At 65.7% G+C, this 18,748-nt stretch carries 21 protein-coding genes; 15 read left to right on the forward strand and 6 right to left on the reverse strand.

Annotation, left to right across the window (positions count from 1 at the left end; genetic code table 11):
• The first annotated feature begins 41 nt into the window (after positions 1 to 41).
• The 15 genes from G8O29_RS14630 (at position 42) to G8O29_RS14700 (ending at position 12,118) form a co-directional block, all read left to right on the forward strand.
• Positions 42 to 638 carry a head-tail connector protein gene (locus G8O29_RS14630; protein WP_166403968.1) on the forward strand — a complete coding sequence of 199 codons (597 nt, stop codon included), beginning with the start codon at positions 42 to 44 and terminating at the stop codon, positions 636 to 638.
• On the forward strand, positions 635 to 973 hold the full coding sequence (locus G8O29_RS14635; protein WP_166403969.1) for a head-tail adaptor protein: 339 nt from the start codon (positions 635 to 637) through the stop codon (positions 971 to 973). The genes G8O29_RS14630 and G8O29_RS14635 overlap by 4 nt, the downstream gene beginning before the upstream one ends.
• A complete protein-coding gene (locus G8O29_RS14640; protein ID WP_166403970.1) occupies positions 970 to 1,365 on the forward strand; it encodes a DUF3168 domain-containing protein in 396 nt (131 codons plus the stop codon). Before G8O29_RS14635 ends, G8O29_RS14640 begins: the two co-directional genes overlap by 4 nt.
• A gap of 86 nt (positions 1,366 to 1,451) precedes the next feature.
• Positions 1,452 to 1,865: a phage major tail protein, TP901-1 family gene (locus tag G8O29_RS14645; protein ID WP_166403971.1), complete on the forward strand. Its 414-nt coding sequence runs from the start codon at positions 1,452 to 1,454 to the stop codon at positions 1,863 to 1,865.
• A 1-nt stretch (position 1,866) separates the two neighbouring features.
• A complete protein-coding gene (locus G8O29_RS14650) occupies positions 1,867 to 2,187 on the forward strand; it encodes a gene transfer agent family protein (RefSeq protein WP_166403972.1) in 321 nt (106 codons plus the stop codon).
• Positions 2,184 to 2,435 carry a rcc01693 family protein gene (locus G8O29_RS14655; RefSeq protein ID WP_166403973.1) on the forward strand — a complete coding sequence of 84 codons (252 nt, stop codon included), beginning with the start codon at positions 2,184 to 2,186 and terminating at the stop codon, positions 2,433 to 2,435. The genes G8O29_RS14650 and G8O29_RS14655 overlap by 4 nt, the downstream gene beginning before the upstream one ends.
• Positions 2,392 to 3,042 (forward strand): RcGTA-type gene transfer agent tail tape measure protein, encoded by a 651-nt coding sequence (locus G8O29_RS14660; protein WP_166403974.1) that lies wholly within the window; start codon positions 2,392 to 2,394, stop codon positions 3,040 to 3,042. The genes G8O29_RS14655 and G8O29_RS14660 overlap by 44 nt, the downstream gene beginning before the upstream one ends.
• 9 nt (positions 3,043 to 3,051) lie before the next feature.
• Complete coding sequence (locus tag G8O29_RS14665; RefSeq protein ID WP_166403975.1) at positions 3,052 to 3,684, forward strand: DUF2460 domain-containing protein; 633 nt, start codon at positions 3,052 to 3,054, stop codon at positions 3,682 to 3,684.
• Entirely contained in the window at positions 3,681 to 4,577 is an 897-nt protein-coding gene (locus G8O29_RS14670; protein ID WP_166403976.1) for a phage/gene transfer agent baseplate hub protein, read from the forward strand. The genes G8O29_RS14665 and G8O29_RS14670 overlap by 4 nt, the downstream gene beginning before the upstream one ends.
• Positions 4,574 to 5,017 carry an NlpC/P60 family protein gene (locus tag G8O29_RS14675; protein WP_166403977.1) on the forward strand — a complete coding sequence of 148 codons (444 nt, stop codon included), beginning with the start codon at positions 4,574 to 4,576 and terminating at the stop codon, positions 5,015 to 5,017. Before G8O29_RS14670 ends, G8O29_RS14675 begins: the two co-directional genes overlap by 4 nt.
• A complete protein-coding gene (locus G8O29_RS14680; RefSeq protein WP_166403978.1) occupies positions 5,018 to 8,911 on the forward strand; it encodes a baseplate multidomain protein megatron in 3,894 nt (1,297 codons plus the stop codon).
• A gap of 187 nt (positions 8,912 to 9,098) precedes the next feature.
• Positions 9,099 to 9,905 (forward strand): serine O-acetyltransferase, encoded by an 807-nt coding sequence (gene cysE / locus G8O29_RS14685; protein ID WP_166403979.1) that lies wholly within the window; start codon positions 9,099 to 9,101, stop codon positions 9,903 to 9,905.
• Positions 9,906 to 9,915: 10 nt separating this feature from the next.
• A complete protein-coding gene (locus G8O29_RS14690; protein WP_166403980.1) occupies positions 9,916 to 10,557 on the forward strand; it encodes a lysophospholipid acyltransferase family protein in 642 nt (213 codons plus the stop codon).
• Entirely contained in the window at positions 10,554 to 11,498 is a 945-nt protein-coding gene (locus G8O29_RS14695; protein WP_166403981.1) for a phosphatidate cytidylyltransferase, read from the forward strand. The genes G8O29_RS14690 and G8O29_RS14695 overlap by 4 nt, the downstream gene beginning before the upstream one ends.
• Positions 11,495 to 12,118, forward strand: a complete 624-nt coding sequence (locus tag G8O29_RS14700; RefSeq protein WP_166403982.1) for a CDP-alcohol phosphatidyltransferase family protein — start codon at positions 11,495 to 11,497, stop codon at positions 12,116 to 12,118. Before G8O29_RS14695 ends, G8O29_RS14700 begins: the two co-directional genes overlap by 4 nt.
• Positions 12,119 to 12,202: 84 nt before the next feature.
• Here the strand turns inward: G8O29_RS14700 and G8O29_RS14705 are convergent, their stop codons facing one another.
• The 6 genes from G8O29_RS14705 to G8O29_RS14730 all read right to left on the reverse strand — a co-directional run bounded on the left by G8O29_RS14705 (position 12,203) and on the right by G8O29_RS14730 (position 18,724).
• Positions 12,203 to 13,594 carry a 2-oxo acid dehydrogenase subunit E2 gene (locus G8O29_RS14705; RefSeq protein WP_166403983.1) on the reverse strand — a complete coding sequence of 464 codons (1,392 nt, stop codon included), beginning with the start codon at positions 13,592 to 13,594 and terminating at the stop codon, positions 12,203 to 12,205.
• 10 nt (positions 13,595 to 13,604) lie between these two features.
• Positions 13,605 to 14,993: a pyruvate dehydrogenase complex E1 component subunit beta gene (locus tag G8O29_RS14710; protein ID WP_166403984.1), complete on the reverse strand. Its 1,389-nt coding sequence runs from the start codon at positions 14,991 to 14,993 to the stop codon at positions 13,605 to 13,607.
• A 13-nt stretch (positions 14,994 to 15,006) separates the two neighbouring features.
• Positions 15,007 to 15,993 carry a pyruvate dehydrogenase (acetyl-transferring) E1 component subunit alpha gene (pdhA, locus tag G8O29_RS14715; RefSeq protein ID WP_166403985.1) on the reverse strand — a complete coding sequence of 329 codons (987 nt, stop codon included), beginning with the start codon at positions 15,991 to 15,993 and terminating at the stop codon, positions 15,007 to 15,009.
• A 157-nt stretch (positions 15,994 to 16,150) separates the two neighbouring features.
• A complete protein-coding gene (locus G8O29_RS14720; RefSeq protein WP_166403986.1) occupies positions 16,151 to 16,453 on the reverse strand; it encodes an FtsB family cell division protein in 303 nt (100 codons plus the stop codon).
• 146 nt (positions 16,454 to 16,599) lie between these two features.
• Complete coding sequence (locus G8O29_RS14725; RefSeq protein ID WP_166403987.1) at positions 16,600 to 17,484, reverse strand: fructose bisphosphate aldolase; 885 nt, start codon at positions 17,482 to 17,484, stop codon at positions 16,600 to 16,602.
• A 49-nt stretch (positions 17,485 to 17,533) separates the two neighbouring features.
• A complete protein-coding gene (locus G8O29_RS14730; protein ID WP_166403988.1) occupies positions 17,534 to 18,724 on the reverse strand; it encodes a phosphoglycerate kinase in 1,191 nt (396 codons plus the stop codon).
• Between the last annotated feature and the right edge of the window lie 24 nt (positions 18,725 to 18,748).

Raw genomic sequence — 18,748 nt, forward strand, 5'->3', positions numbered from 1 at the left:
TGCCCAAATGCAATGTCCCGGCCGCTGGCGGAGATAAGAACATGATGTTGACCGAAGAGACCCCGGTGCCCTCGGGCGCACTGCCGGTGGAAGAGTTGAAGGACCATCTGCGGATGGGATCGGGCTTTGCCGATGACGGGATGCAGGACGGGCTGATCGAGACCTACCTTCGCGCGGCCCTGGCGGCGATCGAAGGTCGGATCGGGAAGATGCTGTTCCAGCGCCGGTTCCTGTGGGTGCTGGAGTGCTGGCGAGACGAGGAACAGGCGCTGCCGGTCGCGCCTGTCAGCGCGATCGTCAGCGTCACGCTGGTCGATGCGGCAGGCGGTGAGGTCCTGGTGCCTGCCACGGCATACCGGCTTGTCCCGGACCTGCACCGGCCTCGTCTGGCGGGGAAGGGCACAAGCCTGCCGACGATCCCGAGCGAGGGGTTGGCGAAAATCGTTTTCGACGCCGGATTCGGCGCGGCCTGGACGGATATCCCGGTCGACCTGCGGCAGGCGGTGCTGCTTCTGGCCGGAGAATTCTACGAGCATCGTCATGACGATGGCGCGCAGGCCGCAGGGCTGCCCTTCGGCGTCGTGACGCTGATCGAGCGCTGGCGGACGGTGCGCATCCTCGGCGGGGGCAGGAAATGAACGCGCCGCACCTGAATCGCGCCCTGGTGCTGGAAGGGGTGGTGCGCAGCCCGGACGGCGCCGGGGGCTTCACGACGACCTGGACGGCGCTGGGCAGGCTGTGGGCCGAAGTGCTGCCGGGATCGGGCAGCGACACGCAGGGCGAGGAGCGGATGCTGTCGGCGGTGCCCTACCGGATCACCGTGCGCGCCGCGCCCGTCGGGTCGGACTCGCGGCCCCGGGCCGGACAGCGGTTCCGCGAGGGGACACGGTTGTTCCTGATCCAGGCCGTGACCGAGCGCGACCCGTTCGGTCGTTATCTGACCTGTTTCTCGCGCGAGGAGGTGCCGAAATGAGCTATGGTGCAGCCCCCGCCCTGCAAACGGCGGTCTATCAGCTGTTGTCGGCGGCGCCGGCCCTGGCCGGGGTGGCCATCTTTGACGCCGTGCCTCCGAACGTCACGGGAACCTTTGTGCTGATCGGCCCCGAGGAGACGCGCGACCAGTCCGACAAGTCGGGCGCCGGAGCGGAACATCAGCTGGTCATCAGCGTGATTACGGATGCGACGGGATTCCTGTCGATCAAGACCATCGCTGCCGACATCTCGGACGCGTTGATCGGGGCGCCGCTGACCCTGAGCCGTGGGCAGCTGGTCAGTCTGTTCTTCCTGCGCGCAAGCGCCCGCCGGATCGAGGAGGGCGAGACGCGGCGGATCGATCTGACCTTCCGGGCGCGGGTCGCATTGTAACCCGCCAGCCCCCACCCCCAGACCCTCCCCTCCCGGGGGAGGGGAGGCGCGAGGCGCCACGCAACATTGCAGGACGGAGAGCGAACATGGCTGTGCAAAGCGGCAAGGATCTGCTGATCAAGATCGACCAGACGGGGGACGGCCAGTTCGTCACCATCGCCGGGCTTCGGGCGACGCGGATCAGCTTCAACGCGGAATCGGTGGATGTCACCAGCCTGGAAAGCCAGGGCGGCTGGCGGGAGCTGCTGGCCGGCGCCGGCGTGAAGTCGGCGGCCATCTCGGGCTCGGGCGTGTTCCGGGACGAGGCCACGGACGAGCGGGCGCGTCAGGTGTTCTTCAACGGCGAGATCCCGGATTTCCAGGTGGTGATCCCGGATTTCGGCGTGATCGAGGGGCCGTTCCAGATCACCTCGATCGAATATTCGGGCAGCCACAACGACGAGGCCAGCTACGAGATGGCGATGGCCTCGGCGGGCGCCCTTACCTTCACGGCGCTTTGAGATGGCAAATCCCTGGGCGGGCGAAGTGGCGATCGTCCTCGACGGTCAGCGCCATGTGGCAAAGCTGACGCTGGGGGCGCTGGCCGAGCTGGAAGAGGCGATGGAGACGGGATCCCTGCTCGACCTTGTGCAAAGGTTCGAGGAGCGGCGGTTTTCAACCCGCGATGTGCTGGCGCTGATCGTGGCCGGTCTGCGCGGCGGCGGCTGGCAGGGGACGGCGGCGGATCTTCTGCGCGTGGAGATCGGCGGCGGGCCGGTCGAGGCGGCGCGCGCCGCGGCCGAACTTCTGGCGCGGGCCTTTGCGCTGCCGGGCGAGACATGAGCCGGTCTGGTTCCGGTATCGACTGGCGGGGACTCATGCAGGCGGGCCTGCATGGGCGGGGGCTGGAGCCGTCGGTGTTCTGGCGGCTTACCCCGGTGGAACTGAAGATCATGCTGGGGCGGGAGGGTCTGGTCCCGCCCCTGACACGCGCGCGGCTGGCAGAACTGGCGGCAGCGTTCCCCGATGTGCGGAAGGATCAGGGCGATGGCGGAAATCGGAACGATGAAGGAGCAGCTTCAGGCGCTTGAGGCGCAGCTGGGCTCTTCGGTGTCGATGGTGGCGGCATTCGACGGCGAGCTTGCCCGGATGCGGGAGACGATGATCTTTACCGGGCGGGAAGTGAACACGCTGTCAAGCGGCATCAGCGGCGGGCTGCGGAAGGCGTTCGACGGGCTTGTGTTCGATGGCATGAAGCTGAACGACGCCTTGAAGACCGTGGCGAACACCATCGTGGACACGGTCTATTCCATCGCGATGAAGCCGGTGACCAACGCGTTGGGCGGGTTTCTCGCGCAGGGCGTCGCCGGCCTGATGGGGGGCGGCATGCCCTTCGCCAAGGGGGGCACGTTCAGCCAGGGCAAGGTGATGCCTTTTGCCAAGGGCGGCATCGTCGGTGCCCCCACGACATTCCCGATGCGAAGGGGAACCGGATTGATGGGCGAGGCGGGACCCGAGGCCATCATGCCTCTGGCGCGGGGGCCGGACGGCAGGCTGGGCGTGCAGGCGGCGGGCGGGCGGGCGGTGAGCGTCGTCATGAACATCACGACGCCCGACGTTCAGGGCTTTCAGCGCAGCCAGGCCCAGGTGGCCGCCCAGGTCAGCCGCGCCCTGGCGCGCGGACAACGTAACCGGTGAGGAAGAGACATGGCCTTTCACGAGATACGTTTCCCGGCGAACCTGAGCTTCGGCTCGGTCGGAGGGCCGGAACGCCGCACCGAGATCGTCACGCTGGCCAATGGCTTTGAAGAGCGGAACACGCCCTGGCAACATTCGCGCCGGCGCTATGACGCCGGGGTCGGTCTGAGGTCGCTGAATGATGTCGAGACCCTGATTTCGTTCTTCGAGGCGCGCGCCGGGCAGTTGCACGGGTTTCGCTGGAAGGATTGGTCCGACTACAAGTCCTGCGCTCCGCTTTCCACGCCGGCGCCGGACGACCAGCTTGTCGGCATCGGCGATGGTGTGACCAGGGTATTCCAGCTGAGAAAGACCTATGTGTCGGGCTTGCAGAACTATGTCCGGCCCATCCTGAAACCTGTCGCTGGAACGGTACTGGTCGCGATCGAGGGTGACCAGAAGATCGAGGGGCTGGAGTTTTCCGTCGATCCGGCGACAGGAGAGATCACGTTCACTCTGCCACCCGACCTTGGCACACGGATCACGGCCGGCTTCGAGTTCGATGTGCCGGTGCGCTTTGATACCGATGCGATCCAGACGTCGGTCGCCTCGTTCCAGGCGGGCGATGTGCCTACGGTTCCAGTGGTGGAGATCCGGATATGACGCGGGAAACCTTGCTGGCGCATCTGGCGAGCGGTTCGACGACGGTCTGTCGGGCCTGGACGGTCCGGCGGCGTGACGGGACTGTGCTGGGCTTCACCGACCATGACCGGGATGTCGTCATCGAGGGGGTGGTCTGCCGGGCCGATTCCGGACTGACGGCGCGAGTTCTGCATCAGACCACCGGCCTGTCCGTCGATAACACGGAAGCCTACGGGGCGCTGAGCTCTGCTTCGATCTCCGAGGCCGATCTGCTGGCCGGCCGTTTCGACGGGGCGGAAGTCCGGGCCTTTCTGGTCAACTGGGATGCCCCCGGCGACCATATCGAACAGTTCCGGGGCCACATTGGCGAGGTCAGCAGGTCCGGCGGCGCCTTCAAGGCCGAGCTGCGTGGGCTGAGCGAACGGCTGAACCGGCCATTCGGCATGGCCTACACGCCCGGCTGTTCGGCGGTTCTGGGTGACAGCCGCTGCCGGTTTGACCTGAACCAGCCGGGCTTCACGGCGGAAGCGACCGTGCACCAGGTCGATGACGGAGCCGGCTATGTCCTGGCGGGCGTCAGCGGGTTTGACGATCACTGGTTCGAGGGGGGCCGGTTGGAGATCCTGGCAGGAGCCGCGGCCGGGCTGTTCGGTGTCGTGAAGAACGACCGTCAGGAAAACGGTCTGCGGCGGATCGATCTTTGGCAGTCGATCGGCGCCGAGGTTATTGCAGGAGAGCGGGTCAGGCTGCGTGCGGGATGCGACAAGAGGCCGGCGACCTGTCGCGAAAAGTTCTCCAACTTCCTGAATTATCGCGGGTTTCCGCATATTCCCGGTGAGGACTGGCTGGCGTCCTATCCAGTCCCTGACCGCGAGTCCGGCAGCGTCCGGAGAGCGGGAGGAAGCGGCACATGACCGTTGCGGAGGCCGTTCTTGCCGAGGCCAGGCTCTGGCTTGGCACGCCTTACCAGCATCAGGCCAGCATTCGGGCGGTCGGGGCCGATTGTCTTGGCTTGCTGCGTGGAATCTGGCGGAAGGTTTACGGCGAGGAGCCGGAACCTGTTCCCGCCTATACCGAGGATTGGGCTGAGCCCGATCACAGGGAAGTGCTGCTCTTTGCCGCCCACAGGTGGCTTCAGGCAAAGCACTTGGCGGATGCGGCGGCGGGTGACGTTCTGCTGTTCCGGATGCGGGAGGGCAGCATCGCCAAGCATCTGGGCATCCAGTCGCATGTCGGGGCGCATCCGAGGTTCATCCATTCCTACACGGGCCATGGCGTCATCGAAAGCTCGCTTTCCATGCCCTGGCAGCGCCGTATCGCGGCGCGTTTCTGCTTTCCAGAAGGAGCCAAGTGAATGGCAACGCTGCTACTTTCCGCCGCAGGGGCCGCAGTCGGTGCCGGTCTTGGCGGGTCCGTCCTGGGGCTTTCCGGGGCCGTCATCGGCCGGGCCATCGGCGCGACGATCGGACGTGCCATCGATCAGCGCGTCCTCGGGGCCGGATCGGAACCCGTCGATGTCGGTCGCATCGAGCGGCTGCGCCTGACCGGGGCCGGGGAAGGGGCACCTATCGGGCGGATCTGGGGTCGGATGCGGGTTGCAGGTCAGGTGATCTGGGCCACCGAATTCGTCGAGACTGTCCGGCGTCGTCGGACCGGGAAGGGCGCCCCCAAGCCGAAGGTGAACGAGTACAGCTACTCTGTCAGCCTTGCCATCGGCCTGTGCGAAGGAGAAATCCTGCGTGTCGGCCGGATCTGGGCGGACGGGAACGAGATATCGGCGCAGGACCTGAACCTGCGCGTCTACACCGGCAGCGAGACGCAGTTGCCCGATCCCCTGATCGAGGCCGTCGAGGGCAACGGCCGGGCGCCTGCCTATCGCGGGCTGGCCTATGTCGTCATCGAAGACCTGGAACTGGCCTCTTACGGCAACCGGGTGCCGCAGTTCAGCTTCGAGGTTGTGCGGGCCGCTCAGGGGCCTGCTGTCGGGCCGGGTGAGACTCTTCAAGGGGCGATCCGGGGGGTTGCGCTGATCCCGGGCACCGGCGAATACGGATTGGCCACGACGCCGGTCCATTATGCCGAGGGCCCTGGCCGCAATCGCAGCGCGAACGTCCATTCGCCGTCGGGCAAGACGGACTTTGCGACAAGCTTCGAGCAGTTGCAGCAGGAATTGCCCCGCGCGGATGCGGTGTCGCTGGTCGTGTCCTGGTTCGGTGACGACCTGCGTTGCGGCACCTGCACAATTCGACCCAAGGTCGAACAGAAACAGCGGGATGGTGTGGGCATGCCGTGGCGAGCGGGCGGGATCTCGCGCAGCCAGGCAATGGTGGTCCCGAAGGTCGAGGGTGCGTCGATCTACGGCGGCACGCCATCGGATGCCTCGGTGATCGAGGCCATCCGCGCGATGCGAGACGCCGGCAAGGATGTGATGTTCTATCCGTTCATCCTGATGGACCAGATTTCTGGCAATACCCTGCCCGACCCGTGGACCGGCGCAGCGACGCAGCCGGCTCTGCCATGGCGTGGCAGGGTCACGCTGTCGATGGCCCCCGGGCGACCGGGATCGCCGGATCGTACGGCGGCCGCAGAAGCCGAGGTCGCGGCTTTCTTCGGAGCGGCGCAGCCTTCGCACTTTGCAGTCAACGGCACCACGATCACCTATTCGGGCCCGAACGAATGGGGCCTTCGCCGGTTCATTCTGCATTACGCGCACCTCTGCGCTGCGGCGGGCGGGGTTGAATCCTTCTGCATCGGATCCGAAATGCGCGGCCTGACGCAGATCCGCGGGGCTGGTGACACGTTCCCGGCCGTCCAGGCCTTCCGAGCCCTTGCCGCCGATGTCAGGTCGATCCTCGGGGCCGGGGTGAAGATCAGCTATGCGGCAGACTGGTCCGAGTATTTCGGCCACAGCGCCGACGGCAATCTCTACTTTCACCTGGATCCGCTGTGGGCGGACCCGAACATCGATTTCATCGGCATCGACAACTACATGCCGGTATCGGATTGGCGCGATGGAGAGGATCATGCGGACGCGGCCTTCGGCTCGATTTACAACCCTCTGTATCTGAGGGCGAATATCGCCGGTGGAGAGGGTTTCGACTGGTACTATGACGGCGAGGAAGGCGCACAGGTTCAACGTCGGCTGCCCATAACCGACGGCGCCTATGGCGAGCCCTGGGTCTTCCGCTACAAGGACATCCGGTCCTGGTGGTCGAACGCCCACCACGAGCGCATCGATGGTGTCCGTTCCCCGACCCCGACGGCCTGGGTGCCGCAGTCCAAGCCGATCCGGTTTACCGAATATGGCTGCGCGGCCATCGACAAGGGCAGCAATCAGCCGAACAAGTTCATTGACGCCAAGTCATCGGAGTCGGCCCTGCCTGCCTGGTCGAACGGGCGCCGCGACGACCTGATCCAGATGCAGTATCTGATCGCCACGGCATCGTTCTGGGCAGAGGCAGCGAACAACCCGGTATCCCCCCTCTACTCCGGGCCGATGGTCGACATGCAGCACGCCTATGCCTGGGCCTGGGATGCCCGGCCGTTCCCCGAGTTTCCCGGCCAGAGCGACATCTGGAGCGATGGCGGGAACTATGCGCGCGGTCACTGGCTGAACGGCCGGGCATCGAACCAGCCGCTTGCGTCAGTCGTCCGCGAGATCTGCAAGTCATCTGACGTGGAAGCGATCAATGTGCAGTCGCTTTTCGGTCTGGTGCGTGGTTTTCAGCAGGCGGATGTGACGACAGGACGCGCAACGCTCCAGCCCTTGATGCTTGCCCATGGGTTCGATGCCTTCGAGCGCGAAGGCCAGATCGTCTTTCGCAACCGGACGGCGCGCATCCAGGACTGGGTCACCGATGAGGATCTGGCGCTGTCACCCGATGTGGACAACGCAATCGAGAAGACAAGGCTAGTGGATTTCGAGACTGCCGGTCAGATCCGGCTGGGCTATGTCGACGCGCAATCGAGCTATGAAGTGCGCACCGTCGAAACGCGGTTCCCGGAAGATGAAACCGCAACGGTATCGCAAACCGACCTGCCGCTGGCCCTGACCCGGCTGGAAGCTCTGGCAGCGGTTGAACGTTGGATGGCGGAAGCAAGGGTCGCCCGAGACACGCTTCGCTTCGCGCTGCCGAAATCGCGGATCGGTATCGGCGCGGGGGATGTCATCGGCTACGCGGGGCGTCGGTTCCGAGTGGACCGGGTTGAGCAGGCGGAAGGTCAGATCCTCGAGGCGGTCCGCGTCGAGCCGGGCGCCTTCCTGCCATCCAATCGCTTCGATGAGGTGATCTCCGTTCGACCCTACTCTGCTCCGGTCCCCGTGCTTCCGGTCTTCCTTGATCTGCCCCTGCTGACGGGTGAGGAAGTGCCGCACGCCCCGCATGTGGCCGTGGCAGCCCAGCCCTGGCCAGGATCCGTGGCGGTCTGGTCGTCGAATGAGGATGCGGGCTACGAGATCAACCGCCTGCTGCCTGCTTCGGCAATCGTTGGTGTGACAGAGACACCCCTGTCTGCCCACCGCCCCGGGATCTGGGACAATGGCCCCCCGCTGAGGGTAAAGCTTGTCGGGGGCGAACTTTCATCCGCCTCTGCACCTTCGGTGCTGAACGGAGCGAACGCCTTGGCGATCGGCGACGGCAGCGCCGCAAGGTGGGAGATCCTCCAGTTCCGGGAGGCGCAGCTTGTCGCCCCCGACACCTACGAGCTTTCGTACCGTCTGCGGGGACAGCTTGGGACTGACGGAGTGATGCCTGAGGTCTGGCCCGTGGGAAGTATTGTCGTGCTTCTGGATCTGGCAGTGTCGCAGATCGATCTGGCGGCCTCGGCACGCGGGCTGGCGCGGTTCTATCGCATCGGACAGGCGTCGCGCGGCTATGACGACCCCAATGTCGTGCTGCGGGTGGAAGGCTTTGACGGCATCGGTCTGAGGCCGTATCCCGTCGCGCACCTTCGACATCTGGTTCAGGGCGGCGATGTCCGGTGCAACTGGAAGCGACGGACCCGGATCGACGGCGACAGCTGGCAGTCCGCCGAGGTTCCGCTGGGTGAAGAAGCAGAGGCCTACCAAGTTCGGATCCTGCAGGGCGCAGCTGTGATGGCCGAGTATTCCGTGACTTCGCCCGCCTTCGATTACACCGCCGCGATGCGGGCAGCGGATGGCGTGGCCGGCGCTTTCGAACTGGCCGTCGCACAGGTATCGCAGCGGTTCGGCCCTGGACCGTTCCGAAGCTCAAGCGTCACCCTGTAGCAGGCCTTCGTACATGGCTTTGGTCCATGAAGCCGCAAAAAGGGTGGCGAATGCAGCGCAGGCAAGGCAGGATCGACCCTGAAATCGGTCCAGTTTCATCACGCTGCGTGATCTGCGACACGACAGAAATGCGTGTCGCCACACAGGTCCGATGTGGTATGCAGATGCCATATCGGAGGCTATCCCCATGCTTGAAACCAAATCCAGAGTGACCGCCGTCGATCCGGTTTGGCGACGTGTCTGCGAAGAGGCGGTAGAGGCCATTCGCAACGAACCGCTGCTGGGCGGGCTGATCCACTCCGGCCTCCTGCACCATTCCTCCCTCGAACGAGCGCTTGCCTACCGCTTTTCCCTGAAGCTTGCCTCCGGCGAAATGAGCGAGCAGATCCTGCGGGAAATTGCCGATCAGGCCTACGACAGTGATCCGGAAATCGGCGCGGCGGCGCGATCCGACCTGATGGCGGTCTACGAGCGCGATCCGGCCTGCCACCGCTTTCTCCAGCCCATCCTCTTCTTCAAGGGTTACCAGGCCGTCCAGGCCTACCGGATCGGGCATTGGCTCTGGCAGACCGGTCGATCGGATCTGGCCTATTTCGTCCAGATGCGGGTCTCCGAGGTCTTCGGGGTGGACATCCATCCGGCAGCCCGGATCGGCAAGGGGATCATGATCGACCATGCCCATTCCATCGTCATCGGTGAAACGGCCGTGGTCGGCGACAATGTCTCCATGCTTCATTCCGTCACTCTGGGCGGTACCGGCAAGGAAGATGGGGACCGGCACCCCAAGATCGGCGATGGCGTGCTGATCGGGGCAGGGGCAAAGGTTCTCGGCAATATCCATGTCGGTCAGTGCTCACGCATCGCCGCGGGGTCGGTCGTTCTGGAAGACGTTCCGCGCAACACGACGGTCGCCGGGGTTCCGGCCCGGGTCGTCGGAAAGGCCGGCTGCGCGCAACCTGCGCTGACGATGGACCAGATCCTGAAGACCGAATGACCAGACCTGCATGATCCCCGTCCTCCGTGCCTTCGCCGCCCGGGTGACGGGCCTGGCGATCTCGACCTTCGCGCGGTTCATGACCGCACCCCGCGCCATCTGGCAGGGGATCGAGCCGGTGCCGCGCCAGCGGGTGTATTATGCCAACCACACCTCGAATGGCGACTTCGTCCTCCTCTGGACCGCGCTTCCCACGCCCCTCCGCCGCCAGACGCGCCCGGTTGCCGCGCTCGATTACTGGCTGACCTCACCCCTCCGGGCCTTCATCGGGCGCGAGGTCTTCAACGCCGTCCTCATCGACCGCCGCCCCGAGGCGCGGACCGAGGATCCGGTCGCCCAGATGGCTGCCGCCCTGGATCAAGGCGCCTCGCTCATCATCTTTCCCGAAGGCCAGCGCAACAGCTCGGACGCGGACCTGCTGCCGTTCAAGTCGGGCCTTTACCACCTTGCCAAGGTTCGTCCCGGCATAGATCTTGTCCCGGTCTGGATTGCCAATCTGAACCGCGTGATGCCAAAGGGTGAGATTATCCCCGTGCCGCTGATCTGCACCCTGACCTTCGGCGCGCCGCTTCGCATTGATCCCGAGGAAACCAAGGACGCCTTCCTCGCCCGCGCCACCGAGGCGCTACTTGCCCTGAAGGCCGCGGCATGACCTCGCCGCATCTCCTCTGGCTTCTCGCCGGCGTCGGCACCATCCTCGTCCTTGCGTCCATCATCGGCGAGGTGCTGCGTGCCCGCCTCTCCCCCGCAGGCGAAAGCCCTGTCATCGAAAACCTGAACGCCCGGATCAATGCCTGGTGGGTCATGGTGATCTGCCTGGCGCTCGCCTTCATCGCGGGCAAGCCGGGCGTTGTCCTCCTCTTCGCGCTCTGCTCCTTCGCGGCGCTCCGCGAATTCCTGACGCTCACCACCCACAACCGCGCCGATCACTGGTCGCTCGTGGCCTGCTTTTTCCTGATCCTGCCGCTGCAATACTGGTTCCTGGCGACCGACTGGTACGGGATGTATTCGATCTTCATCCCGGTCTACGCCTTCCTTCTCCTGCCCGTCGCATCGGCGCTTCGCGGCTCCACCCAGAACTTCCTGGTCCGCGTCTCGGAAACCCAGTGGGCGCTGATGATCTGCATCTACTGTGCCAGCCACGTCCCGGCGCTCCTCTACCTGCAGATCCCCGGGTTTGAGGGCCGCAATGTCATCCTGATCGCCTATCTGATCTTCGTCGTGCAGCTTTCGGACGTGCTGCAATACGTCTGGGGCAAGCTCATCGGACGCACCAGGGTCGCGCCCAACCTCTCGCCCTCGAAAACCTGGGAGGGCCTCATCGGAGGCGCCCTCTCGGCCACCGCCATCGGCACCGCGCTCTACTGGATGACCCCGTTCTCGCCGCTTGAAGCCGCAGGCATGTGCCTCCTCATCACGCTCATGGGCTTCTCCGGCGGCCTCGTCATGTCGGCGATCAAGCGCGACCGGGGGATCAAGGACTGGGGCCACCTCATCGCCGGACACGGCGGCTTCCTCGACCGGCTCGACAGCGTGATCTTCGCCGCCCCCATCTTCTTCCACGTCACCCGCTGGTTCTGGTCAACGACATGAGCGACCAGAACCGCCGCCCCCTCACGTCGCGCAACTCCCGCTGGGCCGCCGGCCTCGCCTCCCGGGCTGTGGCCAAAGGCATCAGCCCGAACCGGATCAGCCAGGCCTCGATCGGTTTCGCGGTCCTTGGCTTCCTCCTCTACTGGTTCTCCACGCTGGGCGGCCTGCTTCAGTTCTCCGCGCTCCTCCTCGCCGCCGCCGCCGTCCAGGCCCGTCTCGTCTGCAATCTGATCGACGGCATGGTCGCCATCGAAGGCGGCCGGGGTGCCAAGGACGGCCCCTTCTGGAACGAGGCCCCCGACCGCGCCTCCGACCTCCTCTTCTTCGCCGGCGCGGGCCTCGCCGCCGGACAACCCGCCCTCGGCCTCCTCGCCGCCGCGCTGGCCATCGCCACCGCCTACATCCGCGAACTTGGCCGCGCCGAGGGCTTCCCGCCCGACTTCTCCGGCCCTCTGGCCAAGCCGCAGCGCATGGCCGTCCTCACCGCAGGCACCATCCTCGCTGCACTCCATGCGACGGAATGGACCCTGACCCTCACGCTCTGGATCATCGCCCTTGGCACTGCCGCCACGATCCTGCGCCGGTCATGGACCCTCATCGAAAAGCTGAAGTCCCGTTAGAAAATGGGGGACCGAAGCCCCCCATTCATCTGTCCACAAGTATCCCACGGGGGTGCGGGGGTGTGAAACCCCCGCTCCGCCGGTTCAAGCCAGCATCACCACCGGGTTTTCCAGCGCCTCGATCACGGCCTTCAGGAACTCGGCCCCCAGGGCCCCGTCGATCACCCGGTGATCCACCGACAGCGTCATCGACATGACCGTCGCCACCCCGATCGTGCCGTCGCCCATGACCACCGGCTTCCTGATCCCCGCGCCAACGGCAAGGATCGACCCATGTGGCGGATTGATGACGGCGTCGAAGTTCTCGATCCCCATCATCCCGAGGTTGCTGATCGCAAAGGACCCGCCCTGATACTCGTGCGGCGCCAGCTTCCTGGTCTTGGCGCGCGCCGCGAGGTCCTTCATCTCTGCCGACAGGGCACTCAGCGACTTCTTCTCCGCATCGCGCAGCACCGGCGTGAACAGCCCGCCCTCCACGGCCACGGCCACCGCCACATCCGACGGCTTCAGCCGCAGGATCCGGTCGCCCGCCCAAACGGCATTGGCATTCGGCACCGCCTGCAAGGCCATCGCGCAGGCCTTGATGATGAAGTCGTTGACCGACAGCTTCACCCCGCGCCCTTCCAGCTGCCTGTTCAGCTGCTCGCGGAACGCCATCAGCGCATCCAGCCGAACCTCGCGGCGCAGGTAGAAATGCGGAATGGTCTGCTTGGCCTCGGTCAGCCGCGCCGCAATCGTCCGGCGCATGCCATCCAGCGGCACTTCCTCGTAGGCTCGGTCGGCATACATCTTCAGCACCGTCTCGGCCGCCGGTCCCGCGGGCATCGCCGCCGCAGCCGAAGCCGGTGCCGAGGCAGGGGCGGGGGCAGGGGCAGAGGCAGGGGCAGGGGCAGAGGCAGGGGCAGGGGCAGAGGCAGGGGCAGGGGTCGCAGCCGCAGCCTTCGGAGCCTCGGCCACCACCGCCGCCGCCGGCTTTGCCGCCGCAGGCGATGCATCCTCGACATCCGCCCGCACGATCCGCCCATGCGGACCCGACCCCTTGATGGCGGTCAGGTCCAACCCCTTCTCCCTGGCAATCCGCCGCGCCAGGGGCGAGGCGAACACGCGAGCGCCGCCCGACGCCGGGGCCGCAATCGGCCGCTCATCGCTCGCTTTCGCATCTCTCTTCGCGGGTTCTGCCGCCGGGGCAGGGGCCGCCGAAGAGGGAGCGCTTGCGACCGATGAGGCATCCTCGCCATCCTCCAGCAGCACCGCAATCGGCGTGTTCACCTTCACGCCACCCGTGCCTTCGGCGACCAGAATCCTGCCGATCACCCCCTCATCGACGGCCTCGAACTCCATCGTCGCCTTGTCGGTCTCGATCTCGGCCAGGATCTGGCCCGACTTCACCGCATCGCCTTCCTTCACCAGCCATTTGGCCAGCGTCCCCTCTTCCATCGTGGGGGACAGGGCCGGCATCAGAATTTCGGTCGCCATGGCTTCACCTCTACCTGTAGCAGACGGACTTGACCGCGGCGACGACCTCCGCCGGGGTGATCAGCGCGAACTTCTCCAGGTTCGCCGCATAGGGCATCGGCACGTCCTTGCCCGTGCAGGTCACGACCGGAGCGTCCAGATGATCGAAGGCCCGCTGCATGATCGTCGAAGCCAGATGGTCGCCGATCGACCCCACGGGGAAGCCTTCCTCGACCGTCACGCAGCGGTTGGTCTTCATCACGCTGGCGAGCACCGTGTCATAGTCGATGGGCCGCAGCGTCCGCAGGTTCACCACCTCGGCGCTGATCCCTTCCTTTGCCAGCTCCTCGGCCGCCGCCATGGCATGGGAACAGCCGATCCCGAAGGACACCACCGTCACATCCGACCCCGGCCGCAGGATCGAGGCCTTGCCGAAGGGAACGGTGAAATCGCCATCCACCGGCACCTCGAAGGACCGCCCGTACAGGATCTCGTTCTCCAGGAACACCACCGGGTTCGGATCGCGGATCGCGGTCTTGAGCAGGCCCTTCGCATCCGCCGCCGTATAGGGCATGCAGACCTTCAGCCCCGGGATCGCCGCATACCAGGCCGCGAAGTCCTGGCTGTGCTGCGCACCCACCCGCGCCGCCGCCCCGTTCGGGCCGCGGAACACCATCGGGCTGCCCATCTGGCCCCCCGACATGTACAGGGTCTTGGCTGCCGAGTTGACGATGTGGTCGATCGCCTGCATCGAGAAGTTGAAGGTCATGAACTCGACGATCGGCTTCAGCCCGCCCCAGGACGCGCCGACCCCGATCCCGGCAAAGCCCATCTCGGTGATCGGCGTATCGACGACCCGCCGCGCGCCGAACTCGTCCAGCAGGCCCTGCGAAATCTTGTATGCCCCCTGATACTCGCCGACCTCTTCCCCCATCAGGAAGACCGTCGGATCGGCGCGCATCTCCTCGGCCATCGCCTCGCGCAGGGCCTCGCGCACCGTCATCGTCCTGGTCGGCCCCTCGGGCAGGTCGGTATGCGGCCAGCCCGACGCGGCCATCACCGGTGCCGCAGCCGCGACCGCCGCCACCGTAGGCCGGGCTTCAGACCGGCTTTCCACCACAGCCACCGGGGCCGCCACCGGGGCCGCCACCGGGGCAGGGGCGTCCGACACCGTTTCCCCCTCCTCCACCAGCACCGCGATCGGCGTGTTCACCTTCACGCCCGCCGTGCCCTCGGCCACCAGGATCCTGCCGACGACACCCTCATCGACCGCCTCGAACTCCATCGTCGCCTTGTCGGTCTCGATCTCGGCCAGGATCTGTCCCGACTTGACCCTGTCACCTTCCCTCACAAGCCACTTGGCCAGCGTGCCTTCCTCCATCGTGGGGGAAAGAGCGGGCATAAGTACTTCCGTTGCCATGATTTCCCCTCCCTCAGGCGTAAATGTCGGTCCACAGCTCGTTCAGCGGCGGCTCCGGGCTTTCCTTGGCGAATTCCGCACTTTCGTTCACGATCGCCTTGATCTCCTTGTCGATGGCCTTCAGCTCCTCATCCGAGGCCAGCCCCCCCTGCGTCAGCAGATCCCGCACATGCTCGATGCAGTCCTTCTCGGTCTTGATCTTCTCGACCTCCTCGCGCGTCCGGTACTTGGCCGGGTCCGACATGGAATGCCCCCGATAGCGGTAAGTCATCATCTCCAGGATATACGGGCCCTTGCCCGCCCGGCAGTGCGCCACGGCCTTCTCGCCCGCGGCCTTGACCGCCAGCACGTCCATTCCGTCCACCTGCTCGCCCGGGATACCATAGGCAAGGCCCCGGCCATAGAGCGTCGTGGATTTCGTGGACCGCTTCACGCTGGTCCCCATCGCATACTGGTTGTTCTCGATCACGAAGATCACCGGCAGGTCCCACAGCTCGGCCATGTTGTAGGTCTCATAGACCTGGCCCTGGTTGGCCGCCCCGTCGCCGAAATAGGTGAAGGTCACGTTGTCATTGCCCAGATACTTGTCCGCAAAAGCCAACCCGGCCCCCAGCGGCACCTGAGCGCCGACAATCCCGTGCCCGCCATAGAAATGTTTCTCTTTCGAGAACATGTGCATCGAGCCGCCCTTGCCCTTGGAATAGCCCCCGATGCGCCCGGTCAGTTCCGCCATCACGCCCTTCGGGTCCATCCCGCAGGCCAGCATGTGCCCGTGGTCGCGGTAGCTGGTGATACGCTTGTCGCCCGCCTTGGCCACGGCTTCCAGGCCCACGACCACCGCTTCCTGCCCGATGTAGAGGTGGCAGAAGCCGCCGATCAGGCCCATGCCGTAAAGCTGCCCCGCCTTCTCCTCGAACCGCCGGATCAAGAGCATCTCGCGGTAATATTTCAGCAGGTCTTCCTTCGAGACATTCGGTCTCGTCTCGGGCTTCTTCGCCATCGGGCTCCTCCCTGGGGCTTTGCAGGTGCAGAAAATGGTTTAGCGTTAAACCATCCATACAGCATCGGTGTTTCTTGGGTCAAAAGGATTCTCCGCCGCGGTGCGGGGTTGCGCGGCATGGCACCTATGCGTGCAGATCAAGCCTCGACGGGGCGCCTCAGCGGATGGCGATCTCGTCGGCGCGCATGTAGCCCAGCACGTCGCGCGCCTGCTGGTCCAAAAGGTCGAGGTCCAGATAGGTGTCCGACAGCCGGTGCGTCAGGTTTTCCATCCGGGCCAGCTCGGCCGACAGCCGGTCACGTTCGATCCGCAGGCTCTCGGCCTCGGCATGGATCGCGACGCGGGCGAACATGCCGTAATCGCCCTGCACGGCAGCAAAGGTGAAATAGACCCCAAGGGCCGAGACAAAGCCCAGATAGGCCAGTCCGCCAAGACCCCGTTGCGTGTGTGCTGCCGACATCTGCCTTCTCCGACCCCTCTGCCGGGGGCTTCCAGCGAATCATGGCACAGGCGGATTCGCTTGTGAATCCCGAAAATGCTAAACGTTCAAAGGCTTGAACGAAAAGGGGGCCCGAAGGCCCCCGCTGGACGCACGCCGCGCCCGCCTCAGGTGATCGAGGCCGCGTAGATACTGTCCACGGCATCTTTCAGCACCGCATCGAACTCGGCATCCGATTGCTGCGCCGACAGGCCTTCGGACAGCGCGCGGCTGAAGCTGGCGATGATCCCGTGGTTCTGCGCCAGGATCCGATTCGCCTCGTCGCGACTGTAGCCGCCCGACAGCGCCACCACCTTCAGCACCTTCGGATGCTTCACCAGCGGCTGGTAGAAATCCGGCACCGTGGGCAGCGACAGCTTCAGCATCACCTGGCCCTCAAGCCCTTCCAGATGCTTCAGGATCTCCTCTTGCAGGATCGCCTCGGCCTCGGCCTTGTCGGGGATCGAGATCGTGACCTCCGGCTCCAGGATCGGCATCAGCCCATGCGCCGCGACCTGCCGACCGATCTCGAACTGCTGCGCCACGATGGCCGCGATCCCCTTGCGGTTCGCGGCATGGATGACCGACCGCTCCTTGGTGCCGAAGATCCCGGCTTTCACCGCTCGGGCCAGCAGGTCATCCAGCCCCGGGATCGGCTTCATCAGCTGCACGCCGTCGGCTTCCGGCTCCAGCCCCTTGTCGATCTTCAGGAAGGGCACCACGCCGCGCCTTTCCCACAGATAGGTCGCCGTGGGCACGCCGTCGATCGTCCGGTCCATGGTCTGCTCGAACAGGATCGCCCCCACCACCTTGTCGCCGGTGAAGGCGGGGGACTTGATGATCCGCGCCCGCATCGCGTGGATCAGGTCGAACATCTGCTCTTCGCCGGAATACTCACTCTCGGAAATCCCGTAGAGTTTCAGCGCCTTGGGGGTAGATCCGCCCGACTGGTCCAGCGCGGCGATGAAGCCGCGCCCGTTGCGCACCTGTTCGGTCATCTTCGCGTTGGTCATGTCCGTCTCCCGATTGTCCCCGCTGGCATAGCCGTCCCGGTCCCGTCCCTCAACCCATCAGCGCCTTCACGCCAGGCAATTCCTTGCCCTCCATCCATTCCAGGAAGGCCCCCCCGGCGGTCGATATGAAGGTGAAATCCTCCGCCGCCCCCGCCGCATTCAGCGCCGCCACCGTATCGCCGCCGCCCGCGACGGAAATCAGCTTGCCCGCACGCGTCAGCCGCGCCGCCGCCTGCGCCGCCGCATTGGTCGCGGCATCGAACGGCTCGATCTCGAAGGCGCCCAGCGGCCCGTTCCAGATCAGGGTCCGCGCCTCGGCAAAGACCGTCTCCAGCCGCGCGACCGTTTCCGGCCCCGCGTCCAGGATCATCGCATCCGGCGGGCATTTCAGCACGTCAACCGTCTGGCTTTCGGCCCCCGCCTTGAATTCCCGTGCCACCACGACATCCACCGGCAGATGGATCTGGCAGCCCGCCTTCTGCGCCCGGTGCCGGATTTCCCGTGCTGTTTCAGCCATTTCCCGCTCGGCCAGCGACTGCCCCACCTCGATCCCCTCGGCCACGAGGAAGGTGTTCGCCATCCCCCCGCCGATCACCAGATGATCGACCTTGGTGACAAGGTTCGCCAGAAGCTCGATCTTGGTCGAGACCTTCGCGCCGCCAACCACCGCCACCACCGGCCGGACCGGCGACCCCAGCGCCGCCTCCAGCGCCTTCAGTTCCGCCTCCATCAGCCGCCCCGCCGCCGCAGGCAGCAACCGAGCCAGCCCCTCGGTCGAGGCATGCGCCCGGTGTGCCGCCGAAAAGGCGTCGTTCACATAGACATCGCCCAGCTTCGCCATCTGCGCTGCAAGGTCCGGGTCGTTCTTCTCCTCACCCGGATGGAACCGCGTGTTCTCCAGCAGCACCACCTCATCCTTGCCAGCCTTGGCAATGGCAGCGGCAGCCGGCTCGCCCACGCAGTCCGACCCGAACACCACCTTGCGCCCAAGCGACCCCGCCAGGGCGTCAACGACATGCACAAGGCTCATCTCCGGCACCACCTTGCCCTTCGGCCGGTCGAAATGCGCCAGCAGAACGACCTTCCCGCCCTTCGCCACGATGTCCCCGACCGTCGGCCTGATCTTGTCGATCCGGGTCATGTCGGTGACACGGCCCGCCTCCATCGGCACGTTGATGTCCACCCGGGTCAGCACGACCTTTCCGGCCAGGTCCATGTCGTCCAGCGTTTTCCAGGGCATCGCATCCTCCTTCATTGGCTGTCC

This window comes from Rhodobacter calidifons, assembly GCF_011174775.1.
Classification (GTDB): domain Bacteria; phylum Pseudomonadota; class Alphaproteobacteria; order Rhodobacterales; family Rhodobacteraceae; genus Tabrizicola; species Tabrizicola calidifons.

Coding starts and splice junctions, on each gene's coding strand:
- G8O29_RS14645 (WP_166403971.1), top strand. CDS start 1,452: ATGGCTGTGCAAAGCGGCAAGGATCTGCTGATCAAGATCGACCAGACG.
- G8O29_RS14680 (WP_166403978.1), top strand. CDS start 5,018: ATGGCAACGCTGCTACTTTCCGCCGCAGGGGCCGCAGTCGGTGCCGGT.
- G8O29_RS14655 (WP_166403973.1), top strand. CDS start 2,184: ATGAGCCGGTCTGGTTCCGGTATCGACTGGCGGGGACTCATGCAGGCG.
- cysE (WP_166403979.1), top strand. CDS start 9,099: ATGCTTGAAACCAAATCCAGAGTGACCGCCGTCGATCCGGTTTGGCGA.
- G8O29_RS14725 (WP_166403987.1), bottom strand. CDS start 17,484: ATGACCAACGCGAAGATGACCGAACAGGTGCGCAACGGGCGCGGCTTC.
- G8O29_RS14700 (WP_166403982.1), top strand. CDS start 11,495: ATGAGCGACCAGAACCGCCGCCCCCTCACGTCGCGCAACTCCCGCTGG.
- G8O29_RS14660 (WP_166403974.1), top strand. CDS start 2,392: ATGGCGGAAATCGGAACGATGAAGGAGCAGCTTCAGGCGCTTGAGGCG.
- G8O29_RS14675 (WP_166403977.1), top strand. CDS start 4,574: ATGACCGTTGCGGAGGCCGTTCTTGCCGAGGCCAGGCTCTGGCTTGGC.
- G8O29_RS14710 (WP_166403984.1), bottom strand. CDS start 14,993: ATGGCAACGGAAGTACTTATGCCCGCTCTTTCCCCCACGATGGAGGAA.
- pdhA (WP_166403985.1), bottom strand. CDS start 15,993: ATGGCGAAGAAGCCCGAGACGAGACCGAATGTCTCGAAGGAAGACCTG.
- G8O29_RS14730 (WP_166403988.1), bottom strand. CDS start 18,724: ATGCCCTGGAAAACGCTGGACGACATGGACCTGGCCGGAAAGGTCGTG.
- G8O29_RS14665 (WP_166403975.1), top strand. CDS start 3,052: ATGGCCTTTCACGAGATACGTTTCCCGGCGAACCTGAGCTTCGGCTCG.
- G8O29_RS14640 (WP_166403970.1), top strand. CDS start 970: ATGAGCTATGGTGCAGCCCCCGCCCTGCAAACGGCGGTCTATCAGCTG.
- G8O29_RS14635 (WP_166403969.1), top strand. CDS start 635: ATGAACGCGCCGCACCTGAATCGCGCCCTGGTGCTGGAAGGGGTGGTG.
- G8O29_RS14695 (WP_166403981.1), top strand. CDS start 10,554: ATGACCTCGCCGCATCTCCTCTGGCTTCTCGCCGGCGTCGGCACCATC.
- G8O29_RS14650 (WP_166403972.1), top strand. CDS start 1,867: ATGGCAAATCCCTGGGCGGGCGAAGTGGCGATCGTCCTCGACGGTCAG.
- G8O29_RS14690 (WP_166403980.1), top strand. CDS start 9,916: ATGATCCCCGTCCTCCGTGCCTTCGCCGCCCGGGTGACGGGCCTGGCG.
- G8O29_RS14670 (WP_166403976.1), top strand. CDS start 3,681: ATGACGCGGGAAACCTTGCTGGCGCATCTGGCGAGCGGTTCGACGACG.
- G8O29_RS14630 (WP_166403968.1), top strand. CDS start 42: ATGATGTTGACCGAAGAGACCCCGGTGCCCTCGGGCGCACTGCCGGTG.
- G8O29_RS14720 (WP_166403986.1), bottom strand. CDS start 16,453: ATGTCGGCAGCACACACGCAACGGGGTCTTGGCGGACTGGCCTATCTG.
- G8O29_RS14705 (WP_166403983.1), bottom strand. CDS start 13,594: ATGGCGACCGAAATTCTGATGCCGGCCCTGTCCCCCACGATGGAAGAG.